This window comes from Segniliparus rugosus ATCC BAA-974 (genome assembly GCF_000185725.2).
In the GTDB taxonomy this organism is placed as follows: Bacteria; Actinomycetota; Actinomycetes; order Mycobacteriales; family Mycobacteriaceae; genus Segniliparus; species Segniliparus rugosus.
The window spans coordinates 1,102,504-1,121,966 of sequence record NZ_KI391954.1 but is presented as its reverse complement, the minus strand read 5'-3'; the positions used below and the strand labels follow the sequence as shown (position 1 = coordinate 1,121,966).

The 19,463-nt window shown below is 62.3% G+C and carries 15 protein-coding genes and 1 tRNA gene; 10 read left to right on the top strand and 6 right to left on the bottom strand.

The genetic code is table 11. The features are described from left to right. Positions 1-24 precede the first annotated feature (24 nt). Entirely contained in the window at positions 25-1,356 is a 1,332-nt protein-coding gene (gabT, locus tag HMPREF9336_RS15120) for a 4-aminobutyrate--2-oxoglutarate transaminase (protein WP_007468544.1), read from the bottom strand. 196 nt (positions 1,357-1,552) lie between these two features. On the opposite strand from gabT, the gene HMPREF9336_RS15115 reads away from it, so the two are divergent. The 4 genes from HMPREF9336_RS15115 to HMPREF9336_RS15100 all read left to right on the top strand — a co-directional run bounded on the left by HMPREF9336_RS15115 (position 1,553) and on the right by HMPREF9336_RS15100 (position 5,983). Continuing rightward, a complete protein-coding gene (locus tag HMPREF9336_RS15115) occupies positions 1,553-2,083 on the top strand; it encodes an MmpS family transport accessory protein (RefSeq protein WP_021030813.1) in 531 nt (176 codons plus the stop codon). Then, entirely contained in the window at positions 2,080-4,938 is a 2,859-nt protein-coding gene (locus tag HMPREF9336_RS15110; protein ID WP_021030812.1) for an MMPL/RND family transporter, read from the top strand. The genes HMPREF9336_RS15115 and HMPREF9336_RS15110 overlap by 4 nt, the downstream gene beginning before the upstream one ends. Positions 4,939-5,039: 101 nt before the next feature. Beyond that, positions 5,040-5,816, top strand: coding sequence for a class II aldolase/adducin family protein (locus HMPREF9336_RS15105; RefSeq protein WP_007468537.1), 777 nt, complete (start codon positions 5,040-5,042; stop codon positions 5,814-5,816). A gap of 93 nt (positions 5,817-5,909) precedes the next feature. Next, positions 5,910-5,983 (top strand) — tRNA-Pro (locus HMPREF9336_RS15100). Positions 5,984-6,136: 153 nt separating this feature from the next. On the opposite strand, the gene HMPREF9336_RS15095 is transcribed toward HMPREF9336_RS15100, so the two are convergent. Then, positions 6,137-7,324: a tyrosine-type recombinase/integrase gene (locus tag HMPREF9336_RS15095; RefSeq protein ID WP_007468534.1), complete on the bottom strand. Its 1,188-nt coding sequence runs from the start codon at positions 7,322-7,324 to the stop codon at positions 6,137-6,139. Then, entirely contained in the window at positions 7,321-7,899 is a 579-nt protein-coding gene (locus HMPREF9336_RS15090) for a Fic family protein (protein ID WP_021030811.1), read from the bottom strand. Before HMPREF9336_RS15090 ends, HMPREF9336_RS15095 begins: the two co-directional genes overlap by 4 nt. Before the next feature lie 124 nt (positions 7,900-8,023). On the opposite strand from HMPREF9336_RS15090, the gene HMPREF9336_RS15085 reads away from it, so the two are divergent. From HMPREF9336_RS15085 to HMPREF9336_RS15075, 3 genes are all read left to right on the top strand, one after another. Further along, the gene (locus tag HMPREF9336_RS15085; protein WP_007468531.1) at positions 8,024-8,230 is read left to right on the top strand and encodes a helix-turn-helix domain-containing protein; all 207 of its coding nucleotides are present in this window, start codon (positions 8,024-8,026) and stop codon (positions 8,228-8,230) included. A 108-nt stretch (positions 8,231-8,338) separates the two neighbouring features. Beyond that, positions 8,339-8,641 carry a hypothetical protein gene (locus tag HMPREF9336_RS18730; protein WP_007468529.1) on the top strand — a complete coding sequence of 101 codons (303 nt, stop codon included), beginning with the start codon at positions 8,339-8,341 and terminating at the stop codon, positions 8,639-8,641. Between the two features lie 266 nt (positions 8,642-8,907). Continuing rightward, on the top strand, positions 8,908-10,650 hold the full coding sequence (locus HMPREF9336_RS15075) for an AAA family ATPase (protein WP_169727325.1): 1,743 nt from the start codon (positions 8,908-8,910) through the stop codon (positions 10,648-10,650). 207 nt (positions 10,651-10,857) lie between these two features. Here HMPREF9336_RS15075 and HMPREF9336_RS15070 read toward each other — a convergent pair whose 3' ends face one another. Next, positions 10,858-11,304, bottom strand: a complete 447-nt coding sequence (locus HMPREF9336_RS15070; protein WP_007468525.1) for a helix-turn-helix transcriptional regulator — start codon at positions 11,302-11,304, stop codon at positions 10,858-10,860. Between the two features lie 213 nt (positions 11,305-11,517). On the opposite strand from HMPREF9336_RS15070, the gene HMPREF9336_RS15065 reads away from it, so the two are divergent. The 3 genes from HMPREF9336_RS15065 (at position 11,518) to HMPREF9336_RS18560 (ending at position 14,449) form a co-directional block, all read left to right on the top strand. Then, positions 11,518-12,894 carry a DUF4185 domain-containing protein gene (locus HMPREF9336_RS15065; RefSeq protein ID WP_007468522.1) on the top strand — a complete coding sequence of 459 codons (1,377 nt, stop codon included), beginning with the start codon at positions 11,518-11,520 and terminating at the stop codon, positions 12,892-12,894. 31 nt (positions 12,895-12,925) lie between these two features. Beyond that, positions 12,926-13,444, top strand: coding sequence for a hypothetical protein (locus tag HMPREF9336_RS18565; protein ID WP_156920431.1), 519 nt, complete (start codon positions 12,926-12,928; stop codon positions 13,442-13,444). Between the two features lie 501 nt (positions 13,445-13,945). Next, complete coding sequence (locus HMPREF9336_RS18560; RefSeq protein WP_021030807.1) at positions 13,946-14,449, top strand: phage terminase small subunit; 504 nt, start codon at positions 13,946-13,948, stop codon at positions 14,447-14,449. Positions 14,450-15,025: 576 nt separating this feature from the next. Here the strand turns inward: HMPREF9336_RS18560 and HMPREF9336_RS15055 are convergent. After that, on the bottom strand, positions 15,026-18,388 hold the full coding sequence (locus tag HMPREF9336_RS15055; protein ID WP_007468518.1) for a DEAD/DEAH box helicase family protein: 3,363 nt from the start codon (positions 18,386-18,388) through the stop codon (positions 15,026-15,028). Next, positions 18,385-19,461, bottom strand: a complete 1,077-nt coding sequence (locus HMPREF9336_RS15050) for a PDDEXK family nuclease (protein ID WP_021030806.1) — start codon at positions 19,459-19,461, stop codon at positions 18,385-18,387. Before HMPREF9336_RS15050 ends, HMPREF9336_RS15055 begins: the two co-directional genes overlap by 4 nt. Positions 19,462-19,463: the final 2 nt, after the last annotated feature.

Here is a 19,463-nt window from a genome sequence, read left to right as displayed (position 1 = left end):
GGAGAACAGCCCTTCTCGCATCGGTCAGAGTTTCGCGAAAGCCTGCGCGAGGACATCGATCCCCTCGCGCAGCAGATGATCCGGCATGACCAGCGGCGGCAAAAAGCGCAGCACATTGCCGTAGGTGCCCGCGGTGAGCACGAGCAAGCCTTCTCGATGGCAACTCGCGGCGATCCGTTTGGCGGCCTCCGCGTCCGGCTCCTTGCCGCCCGGTTTGACCAGCTCCGCCGCGATCATGGCCCCCCTGCCCCGGATGTCGCCGACGAACGCGTGCGCGCGTCGGAGATCTCCGAGCGCGGCGAGCATCGTCGCGCCGATGCCCCGCGCCCGCTCTGCCAGACGCTCCTGCCGCATGAGCCCGATGGCCCCGAGCGCGGCGGCGCACGCCACCGGATTGCCGCCGTAGGTCCCGCCGAGGCCGCCCTCGCGCACGGCGTCCATAAGCTCGGCCCTGCCGGTCACCGCAGCGAGCGGCAAGCCTCCCGCGATCCCCTTCGCGGTGGTGACCAGGTCGGGCACAACACCCTCGTGCTCGGACGCGAACCAGTCGCCGGTGCGACAGAACCCAGTCTGGATCTCGTCGGCCACGAACACCGCCCCGCTCGCCCTGCACCATTCGGCGAGCCGGGGCAAAAAACCTGTCGCGGGCTCGATGAACCCGCCCTCGCCCTGGATCGGCTCGATCACCACGCATGCGACGTTGCCCGCCCCGACCTGGCTCTCGACCAGCCCGATCGCCCGCTCCGCCGCGTCCTTGCCGGTGATCTCGGCTGGCTCGCGGTACGGGTACGACAGCGGCGCGCGGTAGACCTCCCCCGCGAACGGGCCGAAGCCCTGCTTGTACGGGGCGTTCTTCGCGGTCATCGCCATCGTGAGGTTGGTGCGGCCGTGGTAGGCGTGGTCGAAGACCACCACCGCGTTCCTGCCGGTGGCGGCACGGGCGATCTTCACCGCGTTCTCCACCGCCTCCGCCCCGGAATTGAAGAGCGCCGATCGCTTCTCGTGCGTCCCCGGGACGAGGGCGGCGAGCTCCTCGCAGACGGCGACGTAACCCTCGTAGGGGGTCACCATGAAACAGGTGTGGGTGAACGCCCCGACCTGCTCGCGCACGTTCGCGACCACCGGCTCGGCGCTGTTGCCGACGCCGGTCACCGCGATCCCCGACCCGAAGTCGATGAACGAGTTGCCGTCCACGTCCACGATCACCCCGCCCCCGGCCCGCTCGACGAAGACCGGCAACGTGCTGCCGACACCGGAGGCGACGGCGGCACGCCGCCTCGCCGTCAGCGCGTCGGACTTCGGACCGGGCACGGCGGTGACGATCCGCCGCTCTTGCGGGAGAGAGGAGCGCGACATAGGCCGACTATACCGAACGGCCAGCTCGCGAGGGGTAAAACGACGAACATGGCGACAGCTGGCCCAACCGGCGCGACACGGCGGGCCAATCCGCTTCACCTCGCGCCTCCTGTAATGTATCCTCTATCAAGCTATACGGAACGGTAACTCCGTATAGCTCGCCGAAGTCGCACACTGAGCTTTGAAAGGCCGACCTATGACCGCACCGCCCGGGCGGGAGCCGCAGCAGGCTCCTTCCGCCCCCGAGCAGTCCCCACAGAGCGTGCGGCGGAAGCGAAAAATCACCCCGTTCTGGATCTTCAAGCGGATCTGGGTGTTCCTCGTCATCGCGGCCGTCGCCACGGTCGCGGCGTTCTCCGTCGACCGGCTGCACGGGATCTTCGGCTCCGACGTGCACCTGCAGTCCGGCTATGAGCCTATCGCCACCGAGAACAAAAGCTCGAGGCCCAAGCGGGTCCTTTACGAGCTCACCGGCACGACCGGGTCCAAGGCGAAAGTCCGGATCAGCTACTACGACCAGAACACCGAACCACAAGAGCTGATCGTGCACAGCCTGCCCTGGAAGTTGCTGATCAGCACGACGAACACTTCGATGGCGGCCAACATCATGGCGCAGACCGACGGCGACTCCATCAGCTGCCGCATCACGGTGGACGACAAAGTGAAAGCAGAGAAGACAGCGACGGGCCTCAACGCCCTCGTGGGATGCCTGGTGAAATCCGCATGAGCAATTCGCATAAAGAACGGACGTTCTCCGCGCGGATCATCCGCGCCCTCGCGCTGCCGATCATCATCGGCTGGGTCGCCCTCACGGTGATCTTCAACCTCGCCGCCCCCCAGCTGGAGGCGGTCGGCAAGGAGCGCTCCGTCTCGCTCTCGCCCAAAGACTCGCCCGCGCTGATCGCGATGAAGGAAATGGGCAAGGTCTTCCAAGAGTCCGACTCCGACAGCGCGGCCATGATCCTCATCGAGCAGACCGACAAAGACCCGAAGAAAACGCTCGGCAAAGACGCGCACGAGTTCTACGACAGGCTCGTCCAGAAATTCCGCGCGGACACCAAACACGTCCAGCACGTCCAAGACTTCTGGGGCGACCGGGTCACCGAGGAAGGCGCCGAAAGCACCGACCACAAGGCCGCGTACGTCCAGCTCAACCTCGCGGGCAACATGGGCGAGGCGTTGGCGAACGAGTCCGTCGAGTCCGTCCGGAAAATCGTGGCCGACGCCCTCAACGACAAGAACAACCCCCCGCCGCCCGGGGTCACGGCCTTCGTCACCGGCCAGGCTTCGCTCATGAGCGACCAGAACGAGGCCGGCAACGACAGCATGGAGAAGATCACCTCGGTGACCTTCATCGTCATCATCACGATGCTGCTGTTCATCTACCGGTCCATCTTCACCGTGCTCATCATGCTCCTCATGGTGGGCGTCGAGCTCGGAGCCTCCAGGGGCATCATCGCGTTCCTCGGCCACAACGGCATCATCGGCCTCTCCACCTTTGCCACGAATATGCTCACCTCGCTGGCCATCGCCGCCGCAACGGACTACGCGATCTTCTGGATGGGCCGCTACCAAGAGGCGAGAGGGGCCGGCGAGGACAAAGAGACCGCGTACTACACCACCTTCAAAGGCACCGCGCACGTCGTGATGGGCTCGGGCCTGACGATCGCGGGCGCGATCTTCTGCCTGCACTTCACCCGGCTCCCCTATTTCCAGACCATGGGCTTCCCCTGCGCCGTCGGACTCCTGCTCACCGTCCTCGCGGCCGTCACGCTCGGGCCCGCCGTGATCACTGTGGGCAGTAAGATCGGCCTCTTCGAGCCCAAGCGGAAGATGAAAGTCCGGACCTGGCGCAAAATGGGCACCGCCATCGTCCGCTGGCCTGGGCCGATCCTGGTCGTCACCATCGCCGTCGCCTTAGTCGGCCTCGCCGCGCTGCCGGGATATCACCCCAACTACAACGACCGCGAGTACATGCCCAGGACGATCCCGGCCAACATCGGCTTCGAAGCCGCCGACAGGCACTTCTCCCAGGCCAGGATGAACCCCGAGATGCTGTTCATCGAGACCGACCACGACCTGCGCACCCCCGCCGACATGATCGTGGTGGACCGGATCGCGAAAGCCGTCTTCCGGGTGCCGGGCATCGCCCGCGTGCAGTCCATCACCCGGCCCCAGGGCACGCCGCTCGAGCACACCTCGATCCCCTTCCAGCTCAGCATGCAGCAGGCGGGCCAAATCCAGCAGCAAGGCTTCATGCGCGACATGATGTCCAAGATGAAGGTCCAAGCCGACCAGATGACCGTCATGATCGCGACCATGGAACGGATGATCGCCTCCATGGAGAAGATGCAGAACATTGTGCACAGCATGGTCGGCCAGATGGACGAGATGTACGCGACCATCAAAGAGCTGCGCGACGACATGGGGTACTTCGACGACTACATGCGCCCCTTGCGCAACTACTTCTACTGGGAGACGAACTGCTGGGAGCTGCCTTGGTGCTGGGCGTTCCGCTCCATCTTCGACGCGCTCGACGGCATCGACAAGATGACCGACCAGTTCGGCCCGATCATCGAGAACATGCACGACATGGACCGGATCCTGCCGCCCATGGTCGCGGACATGAAATCCATGCTCCCCATCATGCGGAGCATGCGCGACATGATGCTCGAGATGTACAACACCCAGATGGGCATCCTCGACCAAACGGACGAGGCGACCAAGAACGCCACCGCGATGGGGAAAGCCTTCGACGCGTCGAAGAACGACGACTCGTTCTACCTCCCGCCGGAGATCTTCGACAACGCCGACTTCAAACGCGCCATGAAGAACTTCATCTCGCCAGACGGGCACGCCGTCCGCTTCATCATCTCCCACCGGGGGATCCCGGCCAGCGAAGAAGGCATCGCGCATATCGAAAAGATCCGGCAAGCGGCCCAGGAGGCCGTCAAAGGCACCCCGCTCGAGGAAGCGAAGATCTACCTCGGCGGCACGGCCGCCACCTATAAGGACATGAGCGAGGGCTCGGACTACGACCTGCTCATCGCCGGGGTCTCCGCGATCTGCCTGATCTTCATCGTCATGCTCGTCCTGACTAGGAGCCTGGTCGCCGCCGCCGTCATCGTCGGCACCGTGGTGCTCTCGCTCGGCGCGTCCTTCGGGCTCTCCGTGCTGCTGTGGCAGTACATCCTCGGCATTCCTTTGCACTGGATGGTGCTCGCGATGACCGTCATCATCCTCCTCGCCGTGGGATCGGACTACAACCTGCTCCTCGTCTCACGGTTCCAAGAGGAGATCCACGCCGGGCTCAAGACCGGCATGATCCGAGCGATCGGCGGCACCGGCAACGTCGTGACGAACGCGGGCCTCGTGTTCGCCTTCACCATGGGAGCCATGGTGGTCAGCGACCTGCGCATCATCGGCCAGGTCGGCACCGCCATCTGCCTCGGCCTCCTCTTCGACACGTTGATCGTGCGCGCCTTCATGACCCCCTCCATCGCGGCCCTCCTCGGCCGCTGGTTCTGGTGGCCCGTGAAGGTGCGCGCCCGGCCCGCGAAGACGGCGGCTCCGACCTCCTAAGCGGCGGACCGCCCCGAGCCCCTCGGCTCCAGGCCGATCCCTCCAGCTCTGTATCCTGGAAGGACCGGCCTGGAGCCGAGACTCGTTTGAGAGGAGCCGCCATGAGCGCCGCCGTCGCCGGACCTGGCCGGACATTCGCCCCGCCCGTTTTCGACAACCCCGAAGACGAGCGCCAGCACCGGAAAGTCCGCCTCGCCGCCGGGTTCCGCCTCTTCTCCAAAGCGGGCTTCGACGAAGGCGTCGCCGGGCACATCACCGCCCGCGACCCCGAATTCCCAGACACCTTCTGGGTCAACCCCTTCAGCCTGCACTTCTCTCTCATCAAAGCCAGCGACCTCATCCGAGTCGACCACGAGGGCAACGTCGTCGAGGGCGACCGCCCGGTCAACCGCGCCGCCTTCGCCATCCACTCCCAGATCCACCAAGCCCGCCCCGACGCCACCGCCGCCGCGCACAGCCACTCCGTCTACGGGAAATCGCTCTCCGCGCTCCGCGTGCCCCTCTACCCCATCACCCAAGACGTCTGCGCCTTCTACCAAGACCACGCCGTCTTCGACGACTACACCGGCGTCGTGCTCGACACCGAAGAAGGCAAACGCATCGCCCACGCCCTCGGCGACAACAAAGCCGTCATCCTGCGCAACCACGGCCTGCTCACCGTCGGCCAGACCGTCGACTCCGCCGTCTGGTGGTTCATGACCATGGAGCGATCCGCCCAGGCCCAGCTCGCCGCCATGGCCGCAGGCCCGCTCGTCGAAATCACCCCCGACAGCGCCGCCGTCACCCACGGCCAGGTCGGCTCCGAGTACGCGGGCTGGTTCCAATTCCAGCCCCTCTTCGACCGCATCGTCCACGAGCAGCCCGATCTGCAGGACTGATCCGAACACGACCCATCCCGACCGCAGCCGGTTAGGTTCTCGCCCCCACGCTCTGGTAGAGTATCCCTGCTCGGGCGCAGTTTCCGCCCGACACGGGCTGTGGCGCAGTTTGGTAGCGCACTTGACTGGGGGTCAAGGGGTCGCAGGTTCAAATCCTGTCAGCCCGACGCAGGTCACGAGGTGTCTTTCGTGATCTTGAGGTCGGATTTTCCCTCTCGTACCCCAACGCATACCCCAACCAGCTTCGCGGAGCCGCTGGTGAGCGCCGCGCTTGCCAGTCCGCCAGTGCGTCGGCCTGGTCCCCAAATGGTCCCCATCGCTCAAATTCCCAGCACGGCAGAGAGCCCGTCCACCGCCGAACGCGCCGCCTGGTCGGATGTGTGGCCGTAGATGTCCCCGGTGATCGCGATGGAGCTGTGCCCGAGCAGATCGGCCACCGCTTTGATGTGGACTCCGCTCTCAAGCCACGCCATCGCCGCCGAGTGCCGCACCGCGTGAACGTTCGCCTTCTCGATACCGGCCTTCTTGGCGGCGGCTTTCACCACGCGCAGCAGGTTGCGCGGATCGACTATCGTTCCGAACTCGGTCGTGAACACCATGCCGTTGTCTTTCCACTGGTCGCCAGCCCGCAAGCGCTCCTCAAGCTGCCTCTTTCGATGGGCTTTCAAAGCTGTGACCATGCCTTGCGAAAGCGGGATAGTCCGACGCGAGGTCTTCGTCTTCGGATCGGTCAAGACCAGCTCGCCGCCGATGCGCGCTGCGGTCTTACGAACGGTGAACTTGCCGTCCTGCTCTTTCAGCTCGACATCCGACCAGCGCAGGCCAGCCGCTTCGCCTCGCCGTATCCCACTGGCCGCGATGAGCAACAGAGTCGTGTGGTAGCGCGACGAGTCTGCGGCTTTCAAGATCTTCGCGAGGTCTGCGGCCTCGAAATGCACGGCCTCTTTGCGCTCGACTTTCGGGCGCTTGACCTTGGTCGCCGGGTTCTCTGCGAGCAGTCCGTCCCGCACTGCGGTGTCCAGCGCTGAGCGCAGCACCGTGTACGTGGTGCGGACGGTGGACTCGGCAAGGCCCACAAGGTTTTTCTTGCCATCGTCTCCGGTCTGAGCCTTGCCAGCGTTCTTCAAGTGGACGATGAGGGCTTCGATATGGCTCGGCTTGAGCTTGTCCAGGGTCAGCGTCCCGAACTTGCCCGTCTCGATGTGGTGGATGGACAGCCGCTCGTAGAGCTCGATGGTGTTGGCCTTGCGGTCGGACGCTTGCAGCGTGGTCGCGCGCCAATGCGCCATCCACTCTTTGACGGAGGCTTTCGCGTCCGTGGGCGGCGCTCCTTTGTCCAGCCGCTCGCGCGCGTTCTTGAGCTTTTCCCGCGCGGCCTTGGCCGTGTCGGCGTAGAACGACGTCCGCTTACGCTGGCCCGTCTTCGGATCGAGGTAGGCCAATCGTGCTTCCCACAGCCCGTTAGGCCGCTGCCGTACGGTGCCTTCGCCGTTCGCCCGCTTGCTCACTTTTGCTTCTTTCCTTTCGTCGTGGGCGGCAGCAGTCCGTCTCGACGGCAGAGCTGCACGTACCTCGCGGCGGTGCGTTCGGACACGCCGAATGCCCGCTGAATGGCTTGGACCGGGCCGGTGTCGAAGTGCTCGCGGTAGATTTCGGCCACTTGCTTCAAGAGGTCCGGCTTCATCGTCCGGTGAGATTGCTTGCGCGCCCGACGTACCTCGTTAATCCCCTGCTCATAATTATGGTCCTGCCCATAATGGCCATCGCCCAGCCACCTACTAGAGCATGCACCCACGATTACTTCGATCCAATGATCGAGGTTGACGCTGCGGAGGTCTTTGGGTCGCACCTCTGGGCCGTCTTGTTTGGCCACGAACTGTAACTCGGAACAGATCGGCATTCCGTTCCGCACGATGATTTTCATGAACAACGAAGGCTGGTTGTCGCCACCTGGGAAGTCCACCAGTATCTCCGGGGGGATGGCCCGGTCCCCAATCCTGACCCGTTCTGCCACGATGTTGTAGTAGGCGGTGCCAAAGTCGAGATCCACTTCGTACTGGAAGCGGAAGAATCTTGGGGACATGTTCGCCCTTTCGCCTATGCCACAAACCCGCGCTCTACTGACATGGAAAAGTATGTCACTTTTGTGAAAGGATGTCAATGTCAGCACGAACGCACGCTGACTCCGACGATCACAGGAGGTAACCATGCAGGACGCGGCCTCGCAACGGCTGTATCCGATCCAAGCTGCTAGAACGGCACTTGGAGGAATCTCGACAACCACCGTTTATGAGCTGGTCAAGCAAGGCGAGATCACCAAAGTCAACATTGGGCGGCGCGGCTTCATCACTGCGAACAGCATCAACGCCTACATAGAGCGGCTTGCGGCCACCGCCAGCGGGAGCATGGCATGAACTTGATCGAGAAAGAAGGACGCTTCCGCGTGGTCCCGGTGCACCAACACCGGGGCGGAAGCGTCCCGACCAGTCCGAACAACTCTGCTGAAAGGCTCTGGTGATTCTATGATGCCACCGATTGCGCGTGACCGCGATATCGACACAGACGACGTGCTCGTCAAGCTCTCCCCTGATGGGAAAGAATGGCTGTCCTGGGGCGCTGTCTCACTGCTGAGCGGCGTGCCTGTGGAAGAGGTCAAGAATGCTCCGAACCCGTGGCCTGCGAATTGGTGCAAGCAGACCTACCGCCGCCTGAAAGAAGCAGCGGCGTATTGCGGCGACTACTCAAAGCTCACGGCGGTCTTGCACTATGCGGCGGACGCTGGTTGCCCGGTCGAGGTCATCGATTTGACGGGAGGCCGCCCGTGAAGTCATATGAGCGCGTCGTAGGCGCTTTCCAAGACGCTGGCCTCATTGTGACGACGCGAGGGCACGGCAGGGCGCAGGCACAAGGCCCGGATCATTCCGGGCGTGACCGGTCGATCTCGATCACCCACAACGGGCATGATCGCACTTTGGTCTATTCGCACGCGGGCGAGACCCTTGATGAAGTCCTTGCGTCCGTGGGCTTGACGATGGCAGATTTGTTCGACAGTCCGAGCGGGTCGGAGTACCAATACCCGGATGGGCGCACGGTGCTCCGCTCGGTGGATAAAAAGTTCGAGCAACGAGGCTATCGGAAAGGCGACAGCCTTTACCGTGTCGATGAAGTGCGTTCCGCTGTAGCCCGTGGCGAGACGATTTACGTGGTCGAGGGCGAGAACGACGTCCACGCTGTTGAGCTGATCGGCGGCACCGCGACGTGCTCACCGATGGGAGCGGGCAAGGCCAAGCGCTTCGACTGGTCACCCTTGCGAGGCGGTGACGTGGTGATCGTAGCCGACGATGACGATGTAGGTCGCAAGCACGCCGCCACCGTGCGGGACATCCTCACCATTGAGATTGGTGTCAAAAGCGTGCGTATCGTCCAGGCGAAAGAAGGCAAAGACGCGGCGGACCACATCACGGCGGGCCACGGGCTCGATGATTTCGAGCCGTGCGAGCTGCCGGAAAACGAAGAGCGCCGTTCCGCGCGTCGGGCGAAAGTGACATGGGCAGACCAGATCAAGCCCGAGCCGGTGGTATGGGCCTGGGGCGAAGGCGCAGACGGTCGCATACCGGCAGGGTCGCTGTGCGTGGCCGCTGGCCGTGAGGGCACCGGCAAATCCTCATTCGGCATCTGGCTCGCGTCCAAGATCACCACCGGCGAGTTGGAAGGGGCGTGGATCGGCCGCAAACGCAAAGTGCTGTACGTGGCCGCTGAGGACTCATGGAAGCACACCCTCGTACCTCGGCTCATCGCGGCGGGCGCGGACCTCTCCCGAGTCGGACAGTTCGGCGTGGTCGTGTTCGACGACGAAGAGACACCCCTGTCCTTGCCAGTGGACAACGACCTTTTAGAGCGCACGATCTTGGCCGAAGACGTGGGACTGATAGTGCTCGATCCGCTCATGTCCGTGATCTCAGAGCGCGTGGACACCCACCGGGAGCGGGACGTGCGCACCGCATTGGACCCGCTGGCGAAGATCGCAGACCGCACCGGGGCGGTCATCCTCGGCATCGCCCATTACAACAAGTCCACGAACACGGACGCGGCTTCTCTCATCACCGGCTCAGGCGCGTTCAAGAACGTTCCCCGCTCGGTGCTCGGCTTCGCCAGAGACACCGAGAACGGGGAGCGGGTCATGACCCAGGTGAAGAACAGCCTCGGGCGCGACGATCTGCCGTCCCTGGGCTACGCCATCAATCCCGTCGTCATCGACACGGGCAAGGGCGAGGCGATCACCTGCCGGTTGGAGCTCACCGGGGAATCCGAGCGCACCGTCCACGAGATTCTACGATCCGGCACGCAGCCGGTCGAGTCCTCGGGCAACGCCGCGCAAGACTTCCTCAAAGATCATCTGCTCGCCCCTGAGCGCGGCGGCGAAGCACTTGTGGCCGATGTGCTCAAAGCGGGCCGCGCAGCAGGGTTCAACGAAACCGAGCTGAAGAACGCCCGAGCCCGATGCCGAAAGCCGTGGATCATCTCGCGTAAATCCGGGTTCGGCTCAGGATGGGTATGGGCGATCAGCGACGATACCGCCGAAGACATCACGAAGACATCAAAGACATCACCTTCTGAAAACCTGACATCTTCGATGTCTTCGATGACACCTTCGGCCAAGGAGTCAGAACCGACGAACAACCAGCCCGTCTACTGCCAGGAATGCAAACGAGAGATCTTGCACCCCATCGCCAAGCCGCGCGGCATCTGTCACGGATGCAAACCGATCACGCATCGCGAGCAAACCGAGTACTACAAGGCGATGCGCGAAGCCGCTGGACAGACTTCCGCTTGAACCTCTCGATACTCCCCTCGCCCATACATCGGCACCACGCTCGGCCCTGTGGCAGTATCCCCCGACTGCTAGAACCACTTCACACCGTTGCCGCGAAAAAGTGGGGAATTCCCCACTTTTCAGAGTCGCGAAACTTACTTGTGACCCGAGTCACAGATGGTACAGATGCTTCGATCCCGAACGAATCCAAAGATTTTCGGCGAGGCTCTATGCCGGTGCTCCCGGTGGGCGGTCGCGTGCCCGTTGCCACGCGGCTGCGACCTCGTTGGCGCTCACCCCGAGATGGGGGGCTAGGGCTTTGGCCCTGGTGTCGGCGATCGGCGTTTCGCCGCGTTCGAGCTTCGATAACACGGTGGTGGTGATCCCGGCTGCCTTCGCGAGCTGGGGCTGTGTGAGACCAGCCAAGACTCGCAGGTCGCCCAGAGTTTCGGTGCCCTCGGGGATGCTCACGAGCTGAGCGACAGGAATCTCTAAGTATGCGGCGACTTTCACGAGAGTGTCGATGTTCGGGGCGTGCTTGCCGTTCTCCCATGTCCATACGGTCGTGTACGTGACCCCCGCGCAGCGCGCGAGGTCTTGCACCGTGATCTTCCGCTCTTCACGCGCGGCTTTAAGCGCTTCGGGATCGAAGCCGCGCAGGACTCTTCGGCTCACCGGCCTGCGCTCGGCTGGGTCGCTGACATGTGCCCATGTTGGTTTTGCCACCCCCGTTGTGTCATTCGTCAAGCGAATAGACTTAAAATCTCTCGATAGCACCGCGCAGATGGGCGCGGTGTCATAGGATGAACGCCAGCACGCGGCGTTCCTGGCTCGACGGAGGCCCGCGCATATGCGGTCGCACAGTTCACACGCGAGGTTTGAAGAATCATGACTCAGACGATGGGCGCGGACTATGAGGTCATGCTCTCGTACGCCGAGCGGATCGACGCGATGGCTGCTGAGCTAGAGGCGCAGACCGCGCCCATGCTCGCGGCGTTGCAGGACGGCACGGTGATGTCGTCCATGTCGCAGGGCCTCGGGCCTATCGGAGCGCCGTTCACCGCGTCCTACATGGCGGCGATGACGAACCAGTGCATGAACAACATGGAGACAGCGGCAGGTATGCACGCCCACGCCGAGGCCATCCGCGAATCCGCCGAGCAGTACCAGGGCACAGACGAGCTGCACGCCGCTGCTCTCGAAGCCGAACAAACCATGAACGACGACCTCGCCCAAGGAAAAGACCTCCTCAGCGGCGCGACCGAAGCAGCCATGCCGGTCAACCTGAAAGACCAACTCGACCCCCTGGACCCCGGAACAACCCAGTTCGTCAGAGATATAGCCTCCACTCGCGACCCCGCGGGACACGCTGGCATAAAGGGCGCTGACCTCGGCATCCCCGCCAAGCTCGCAGATGGCACCCCGGTCATGCTGTTCGGGGACTGCAACAAGCCGGGAGAACAGGGCGGATACAAGGGCGGGATCGTCGCGGCAACGGTAGAGAACACCCCGGACGGCGTGAAGGTCACCGGCATCGCTGGATGGGGTGCCGACAAGCTCCTAGCTGACCATGCGTTGGAGGACAAGCACAACTACTACCCGAGTGGCGTGATCACGATGTCGGACGGTCGTCAGCTGCTGACGGTCGCCAATGTGGATGTTAGTGGCGATAGCGGAGAACCATTCGTGCCGAAGTCCTCGCATATGGTGCAGATCGGTGGCGCTGAAGGGAACTGGCAGAGCGTCAGTGGGAGCATTGATGTAAAGGACGGGCATCCCTGCTATAGCTACGCTACGGGGCAGCAGATCGGTGACACGGTGTACGTCGCGGCGACGGAGAATAATAACGGTCCGGTGCAGCTCTATGAGATTCCTGCGGACAAGATCACCGACCGGTCGAGTTGGGGTCAATACGCGGTGGGCGAGCCGATCACGGGCGAGGGCGGCGGCACGCCGCAAATGTCGCGTGTAGGAGACCAATGGGTGCTCTCGTATATGAATGATGATGCGCTCGGCAATGGTGTGCATGTCAGGATTTCAGACGATCCGGGGAGTTTCGCGGGCGCGCAGGCACAGTTCGTGGATATCGCCCAAACGGGCGACTATCCCAGTCCGCCAGGCGCTGGTCGCGCTTACGGAGGGTACGTTCTGCCCGACTCGACCCCGGATGACCTCCGGTTTGGGGTCAGCTACTTCAATGAGGCCGAAGACCCGAACGGCGAGCCGTACGGGGTAGGCGAGTGGCGATTTCGGCCGCAACAGTGAACACACAGGCAGCGAGGTTAAGATGCGAGGCATGAGCTTGATCCAGAAAGCCTTGATCACGGCGTGGTCTATCATCGCGACAGGCGAGCAGATCGCGTCGGCAGAACCGTCCGTGCCGGACCTCAAGTCATACGAAGCGTCAGACGTCCAGGAGTACACTCGGTGTTCCGATACTCCTGGAGGACCATCGCATTGCGGGATTTCCTTTCGTTCCGAGGACGGGTTTTACTGTGGGATGGTCTCTGTCCTCGCAGAGGCTCATTGCTTCGACACGGCAGGATTGAGCGAGGATGGTGGTTCTGTCCGCGAGTATTCGGTCAAAACAGCGGGTACCCCGACGATTTTTGTTAAGCATCTCGAAAACGGCAGCTCGCGAGATGAAGCGCAAATTTTGCAGCCGTTGCACAAGCTCTCGTTCAAGTGGGGAGTTGCGTATGCTCCCCCTACGGACCAGTTGAGCTGTGGCGTGGTCGAAGACGGATCTGTGAGCTGCCAAAACATTCAGGGCCATGGATTTGTGCTGTCTCACGACGGCAGCAAAACCTGGTAGGTTGCCTAGCTCGTTGGCTACGCCGGAGCTGCTGACCATCGCCTGATCGGGCAAAGCAGGGTGCGTTAACCCGTACATTCTGCGCGGCGCTATCCGGCCCGTGGCGGCGGGCGTTCGCTGCTGGGGTCCATCCCCACCCCGGCAACCTGCACGTAAAACGCAAAATCCGAAAACCTGTCACGGCGCGAGATGGCCTGGCCGAACGGTCGGCAGTGAGCAGCGCCGGAGATCGCCATACCCCAGGGGAGTAGGACTCCCCCCACGTACTTTGCCTACAGGCCGCGAAGTCGCTGCGTTCCTGTACGCTTGTAGATTTTTCGACACCCCCGGGGGGTACCCCCTCCCCCGGTCGGGCCTACGCCGGATCGTCTTAGACGCTCGCGATTTGTACGAGTCTGGCGGAATTTCATGCGCGCGTGGCAAACTTCTGGCCGCTGTCTGCACGACGATCTAATATGAATCTAGTTGCATACCAATGGTCCGAACGCAAGGAACACAAGCATGGCCGGTAGTCCGATCAAACCACCCGAACTTCGAGCGCGCCGGAACAAAGATCCGGTGCCATTCCGCACGGTGGTGGCCCATCCTGTCGCGCAGCCGCGCTTAGAAAACGTGATGGGCGAAGTGTGCCCGAATGACCAAGCCCCTTGGCATCCCGGCACACTGCGATTCTGGGAATCGTTAGCCACCTTCCCAGTGACACGGGGCCTGCTCGAAGCTCAATGGCTGTCCCTGGCCCGCGCGATGGTCTTAGACCACATGCTCATGACCGGGCAAGGCGACCCCGTGAAGACGCAAAGCGCCCTACGCATCGCCCTCGCCCGGTTCGGCATCGACCCACAAGACATGCTGAAGCTCAGAGTGCAAGTGGTGGACACAGAAGAAGCCGAGCGCCGTAAGCACCCGTTCGGCTTCGGCCAACGCGCTCGTGAGCGCTACGGCGATCTGCTCGGCCCCGACAATCCGCAAGACCAGCTAGACGCATCCACCGGGGAAGCATACTGACACCCCGCGCGCCGAGTCTTGCGACCAGCGCTGAAATTATGGCCGTAGAGCTGGGCTTACGATGGATTTGCATACCCCTACCTATACCCCAACCGGCCTATTTTCGCTGATTTTCACCCCTGTTCGCCAATGGCCGGAAATAGGCTCTCATCTCGCGATCCCGGCCACTGGCGAACATCGGCGCATGTGCTTGTTATGACTGGGGGTCAAGGGGTCGCAGGTTCAAATCCTGTCAGCCCGACGCAGGTGGAGAGGGTTTTCCCTTCTGCCATGCCGATGTTTATGGAGCGTTTGGGGACCAGTTAGCCCACTGACCGGCGCAACTGTGTGCTAGACGAGCCACGAAGCTAAACACAGACCAGAGCGGGCAGGAAAAACCAAGACGGCTACTGAGCCATCCACGACTCCCGGGCAAGCTTGTGTTGTGGTCATGCCACACTCGTTGCGACAACGAGCAGCGCCCGGTGCTCCGCGAAGAGAGAATCTCACGGACTGATGTGTCGTCTGACTAGGTTTGCAGAAGGCTTCAATCTCCTCGAAGATGGCGTTGGCGAGGTGCCACGCAATGGACCTGTATTACGCAACCTCGTTGGGGAGGGCCGTCTCTTTGATATGGCGCAGAATCTCGATGATGGCCTCGACATCCTCATCGGGGAAAAGATGATCGGGGCCAGTCGGCGCATACTCTGTGTACGGCCACTCGAAGAGTCGGCTCGGCTCCATGATGCCGTTCTTGGTGAGCTCGTCGACGATATGGCTCGCGAAGCGCACCTGCTCGACGGAAAACCTGGTGTCGTTGAGGTAATGCTCGAATGCCTCGATCGCCGCAGAGCGGTCGAGGCCGACCAAGTTACGAACGAACAGGCCTAGGCCGCCATTTTGCTCCCCCACCCAGACGATGTCCACGTGTTGGCCCCCGGAGGCGATCAGCATGTGCTCTAGCTCGTTGATATCCTCCGGGGTGAGCTGCCTGTTGCGGCGAAGACGTTGCAGTGCGAGGTTGTCGAGGTGGTCCTTGAGATACGCCTCGGCTTTGGCGCGAAACCGCTCGAAGTTGGTGCTGGGGGTAATGCCAGGCAAGAGCACTTCAACGCTTTCGCCGAGGGTGTCCGCGAAATCTGTGTAGACGGGATTGCGCGACGTCTTTCCGATGAAGCGCACAAGTCCGCGCAAGCGCAGCCGCACTAATTCAAGCATCGAAAGAGTGATGTCAATCCACCACTCGTCGCCAGCAACCGACTCCAAGAGGACGGCTTGCTCGGCGACTGCGAGGATTGCCGTCTTCCCGAGCAGCGCGGAGGCGACGTTCTGGATGGTTTCCCGGAGCTGTTCTGCGAGGATAGTGTCGCCGTTGAGCAGGGCTAACTGGCATCGCAACACGACCAGGTCGAATCGTTTGGCATCCTCGTCGTCATCGCGAACCGACGACGGCAGCCCGGCCAACGTCAGGGCTGTCTCGGCGCTCTCCGGTGTGAGCTCCTTCCAGGCTTCGGGCAGGGTGAATCTCTCGACTGCCCTGCGGTGCTTCCGAACGACGAAGTTGTCCAGGTTCATCCCGGCCACGATCTCGTAGAGCGTGGTCGCCGTCGATCTGCGAAGGTCGGGCTCGTCCTCACCGAGAGCCGCCACCAAGCCCAACCGGGTCTCGAACAGCCGCTGGGACAGCGACTTCTGGATCTGCCCTTCCGAGCCCGGCAGATCCTGGCTGAAGTATTCTAGATTGCCGCAGAAGTCGAAGACGAAGAAATCCTCCTTCTTCCGCCCTGGGCCGAACAGGTCGGGGCACAGCCTCGTGCCGCGCCCGATCATTTGCCAGAATTTGGATTTCGATCGCACCTGCTTAAAGAACACAAGGTTGACGACCTCCGGCACGTCGATGCCGGTGTCGAGCATATCGACGCTGACCGCGATGTGGGGAGCCTTGTCCTTGATCGAGAAATCGTCGATCAGCGACTGCGAGTATGGCGCGGCGTGGGTGATCACCCGGGCGAAATGCCCGCCATGCTCCGGGTAGGCGAGGTTGAAGCGCTTTTCGATGAACTCCGCGTGCATCTGGTTCTTGGCGAAGATGATCGTCTTCCCGAGCCGGTCGCCGCCCGCGACCCTGTACCCCTTTGTCATGAGCGTCTCTAGGACCTTGTCGACGGTGTCCTCGTTGAAGAGGAACCTGTTGAGATCCTCAGCCCCGACCTCGTCGGGCGGCCCGTCCTCGCCCCAGTCGAGCGCGTCCCACTGGGCCTTCTCTTCTTCTGTGAGCTCGTCGTATTTGATGCCCGAGCGCAGGAACTTCGTGCCCACGCTGACGCCTTTCGGCGGCACAAGCCACCCATCGTGGACGGCCTCGTCGAGGCTGTAAGCGTCGGTGGGAACGCCGTCCTCGAGGTGGAAGAGCCGATAGGTGTTGTGATCGACCTCGTCTTTCGGAGTCGCGGTGAGGCCGACGAGCAAGGAGTCGAAGTAGTCGAAAATCGCGCCGTACTTCGCGTATACCGACCGATGCGCCTCGTCGATCACGACGAGATCGAAATAGCCTGGCCCGAAGCGGCGCAGCCCGGCCTCCGTCTCGTCGATGAGGTTCATCATCGTCGGGTACGTCGAGACAAACACCCTGCCCTCGGTGGCTTTCTCCGTGGCTTTCTCAGTCACAAGGTTCACTGTCGTGGAACCCGGCAGATGCGCCTTGAAGGCGTTAGCGGCCTGGTTTACCAGAGCGGTTCGGTCGGCCAGGAACAGCACCCGCTTGACCCAATTGGCTTTCTGCAGCAGGTCGACCAACGCGATGACGGTGCGGGTCTTGCCCGCTCCCGTCGCCATCACTAACAGAGCCTCGCGCTGCTTGTGGTCGAACGCCCCGCAGACCGCCTTGACCGCCCGGATTTGGTACGTCCGTCCGGCGATGGCGGTGTTCACCGGCGAGGTCGCGAGAGGGAGCTTGGTCCGTCGGCGCTGGATGAGCAGCTCCAGCTCGTCCCGGGTGTAGAACCCCTGCACTTCGCGAGGCGGGTAGCCACCTGCGTCGTCCCAGATACGATGCTCATAACCGTTGGTGTAGAAGATCACCGGCCTGCGGCCGAACTGCGCCTCAAGGCAATCCGCATAAAGCTTGGCCTGCTGCTGCCCGATTTCTGGCGATCTGGACGTGCGCTTGGCCTCCACCACTGCCAGCGGCAGGCCATCGGCCCCCCAGAGAACATAGTCGACGAAGCCCTTGCCGCCGATGTTCGGCATACCGCTGACTTCGAACTCCCGGTCGCGTGCTTGGTCCAACGGCCATCCGGCTTCGCCGAGGAGCACGTCGATGAACAGGTCGCGCGCGTCGGATTCGTTGTAATCGCGGTCGTCCGGCTTGGCTGCGGCCTGCGCGGCCGCGATTTGCGCCTTCAGCTCCGCGATCTCCGCCTTATGCGCCGCGAGGCGTTCGTCTTTCTCGGCCAGCGCTTTGACATGCGCCTCGTCCTGAGCTTTGAACTTTTCCGCGAGCCGCGCCACTTCCTCACGCGTCAGCGGCGCAGCCCGCGCCGCCAGCTTAGGGTCGAATTGCGCCTGCAACGGGACAACGCCAGGCAGAGGCGAATGATGGTATGCGGTCCAGACGACAATGTGGAACAACTCCCGCAGCACCTGCAACGAGATATCGGGGCGGACTTTCCGGTTCTCGTGCACGGCGGCGTTGCCGATATGCCGAATCACGGTCATCTTCTGCGTGATGGTCTGCGGCACCTTCGCTTTAAAGGCGGTGTCGCCAATTTTCGCGGCGAGTTTGTTGCTATACGGCGCCTGCAACGACAACACGTTGTAGAGGTAGCCGACGACCTCTTCGACCACGCGCCGGGCGTAGAAGCATGCCGACCGAGGGTCAGAGTGCAGATATGACTCCGCGCGAGCACAGTCTTCGTGAATCGGTGGAAGCGCCTGGCGGACGAAGGTGAAATTGCTCATGCGCCCTCGCGATCGATCCCGAAGTGGTCGGCAAGGCGCTCCAGTGTGAACTCCTGACGGAGTTTGCAAGCGCTGTGCTGGTTAGCGAACAGGCCTTTCTCCCAATATGCCTCGGACTCGGGGCGAGTGCTGAACCACTCGACCGGAACAACCCACTCGGCATCATCGTCAGTGTCACCGTCATGCCGGTAGGCGTTTGAGAGTACTAGGTCTGCGAGCGGTACCAATTCGCCATTATGATGGGATTCCGCTTCCTCGAAACGCACTGCCGAGCCCAATGTTTTGCCCACGCCGACATACCCGGTGTCCGGCACGTTCACCCAAATCCGGGCACCTTTCGGGAGGGAACGCATAGTTTGAGAATAGAACTTTCCGCCACCGGCAGAGACAAATCCAAATTTTCGCGCGTCCTCCCATGGCCGATTGGCACCGAATGAGACGTACCAGTCGATCCCATTCCATGTGGCGCGTTTACTCTTCTTGCTGCCAGCAGAGGCAGTCGTCGATTCCTCTTCGGATGCCGCGAACCACGAGCGTGCGAGATACCGACGACCTTCGTCCTCAAGGTAGGAGAAGAACACCGCGTTGATCGGCACGCCGAAACTGCGAAGATACGTGACAATCCGCTCTGAACTGCTGTCTAGTTCGGAAGCCACTACTGTGAGACTCAGTTCGCCGTTGAGGTCATCCGGCGGCGCAGTCGCGAAGACATCTTCAAACGCTGCCTCAAAGGGCTGACTCAGATGCTTCTCGGCAATATCGATAATCTCGTCACGCGACAGCGTTGATGCCCATGTACCGTAGTCAAGCACTTGTGCGACAACCTCACGTGGAGTCTTGTCACGCTTGAGTTCCAATAGATGCAGATTGCCTTCAACGTCGATCGCCAGCAGATCCAGCCTCTTACCGTACGGGGTCAGCACCTCGCTGCCGATAACAAGAAGACGCTCACCGAGCAAGGAAGGGTCACGAACAAGGAACTCGTGCAGTTCCCTTTCGTTTGGAAGTACCGTTGTGGTCAAGCGACACGGTTGGTCACCGTCAATCCGCCACATCCTCATCTCAACAGTCATCA

Excerpts from the sequence above, each read along its gene's own strand:
- HMPREF9336_RS18560 (WP_021030807.1), top strand. The coding sequence starts at position 13,946 with ATGGCCGGTAGTCCGATCAAACCACCCGAACTTCGAGCGCGCCGGAAC.
- HMPREF9336_RS15090 (WP_021030811.1), bottom strand. The coding sequence starts at position 7,899 with ATGTCCCCAAGATTCTTCCGCTTCCAGTACGAAGTGGATCTCGACTTT.
- HMPREF9336_RS18730 (WP_007468529.1), top strand. The coding sequence starts at position 8,339 with ATGATGCCACCGATTGCGCGTGACCGCGATATCGACACAGACGACGTG.
- HMPREF9336_RS15085 (WP_007468531.1), top strand. The coding sequence starts at position 8,024 with ATGCAGGACGCGGCCTCGCAACGGCTGTATCCGATCCAAGCTGCTAGA.
- HMPREF9336_RS15050 (WP_021030806.1), bottom strand. The coding sequence starts at position 19,461 with ATGACTGTTGAGATGAGGATGTGGCGGATTGACGGTGACCAACCGTGT.
- HMPREF9336_RS15115 (WP_021030813.1), top strand. The coding sequence starts at position 1,553 with ATGACCGCACCGCCCGGGCGGGAGCCGCAGCAGGCTCCTTCCGCCCCC.
- HMPREF9336_RS18565 (WP_156920431.1), top strand. The coding sequence starts at position 12,926 with ATGAGCTTGATCCAGAAAGCCTTGATCACGGCGTGGTCTATCATCGCG.
- gabT (WP_007468544.1), bottom strand. The coding sequence starts at position 1,356 with ATGTCGCGCTCCTCTCTCCCGCAAGAGCGGCGGATCGTCACCGCCGTG.
- HMPREF9336_RS15055 (WP_007468518.1), bottom strand. The coding sequence starts at position 18,388 with ATGAGCAATTTCACCTTCGTCCGCCAGGCGCTTCCACCGATTCACGAA.
- HMPREF9336_RS15110 (WP_021030812.1), top strand. The coding sequence starts at position 2,080 with ATGAGCAATTCGCATAAAGAACGGACGTTCTCCGCGCGGATCATCCGC.
- HMPREF9336_RS15105 (WP_007468537.1), top strand. The coding sequence starts at position 5,040 with ATGAGCGCCGCCGTCGCCGGACCTGGCCGGACATTCGCCCCGCCCGTT.
- HMPREF9336_RS15065 (WP_007468522.1), top strand. The coding sequence starts at position 11,518 with ATGACTCAGACGATGGGCGCGGACTATGAGGTCATGCTCTCGTACGCC.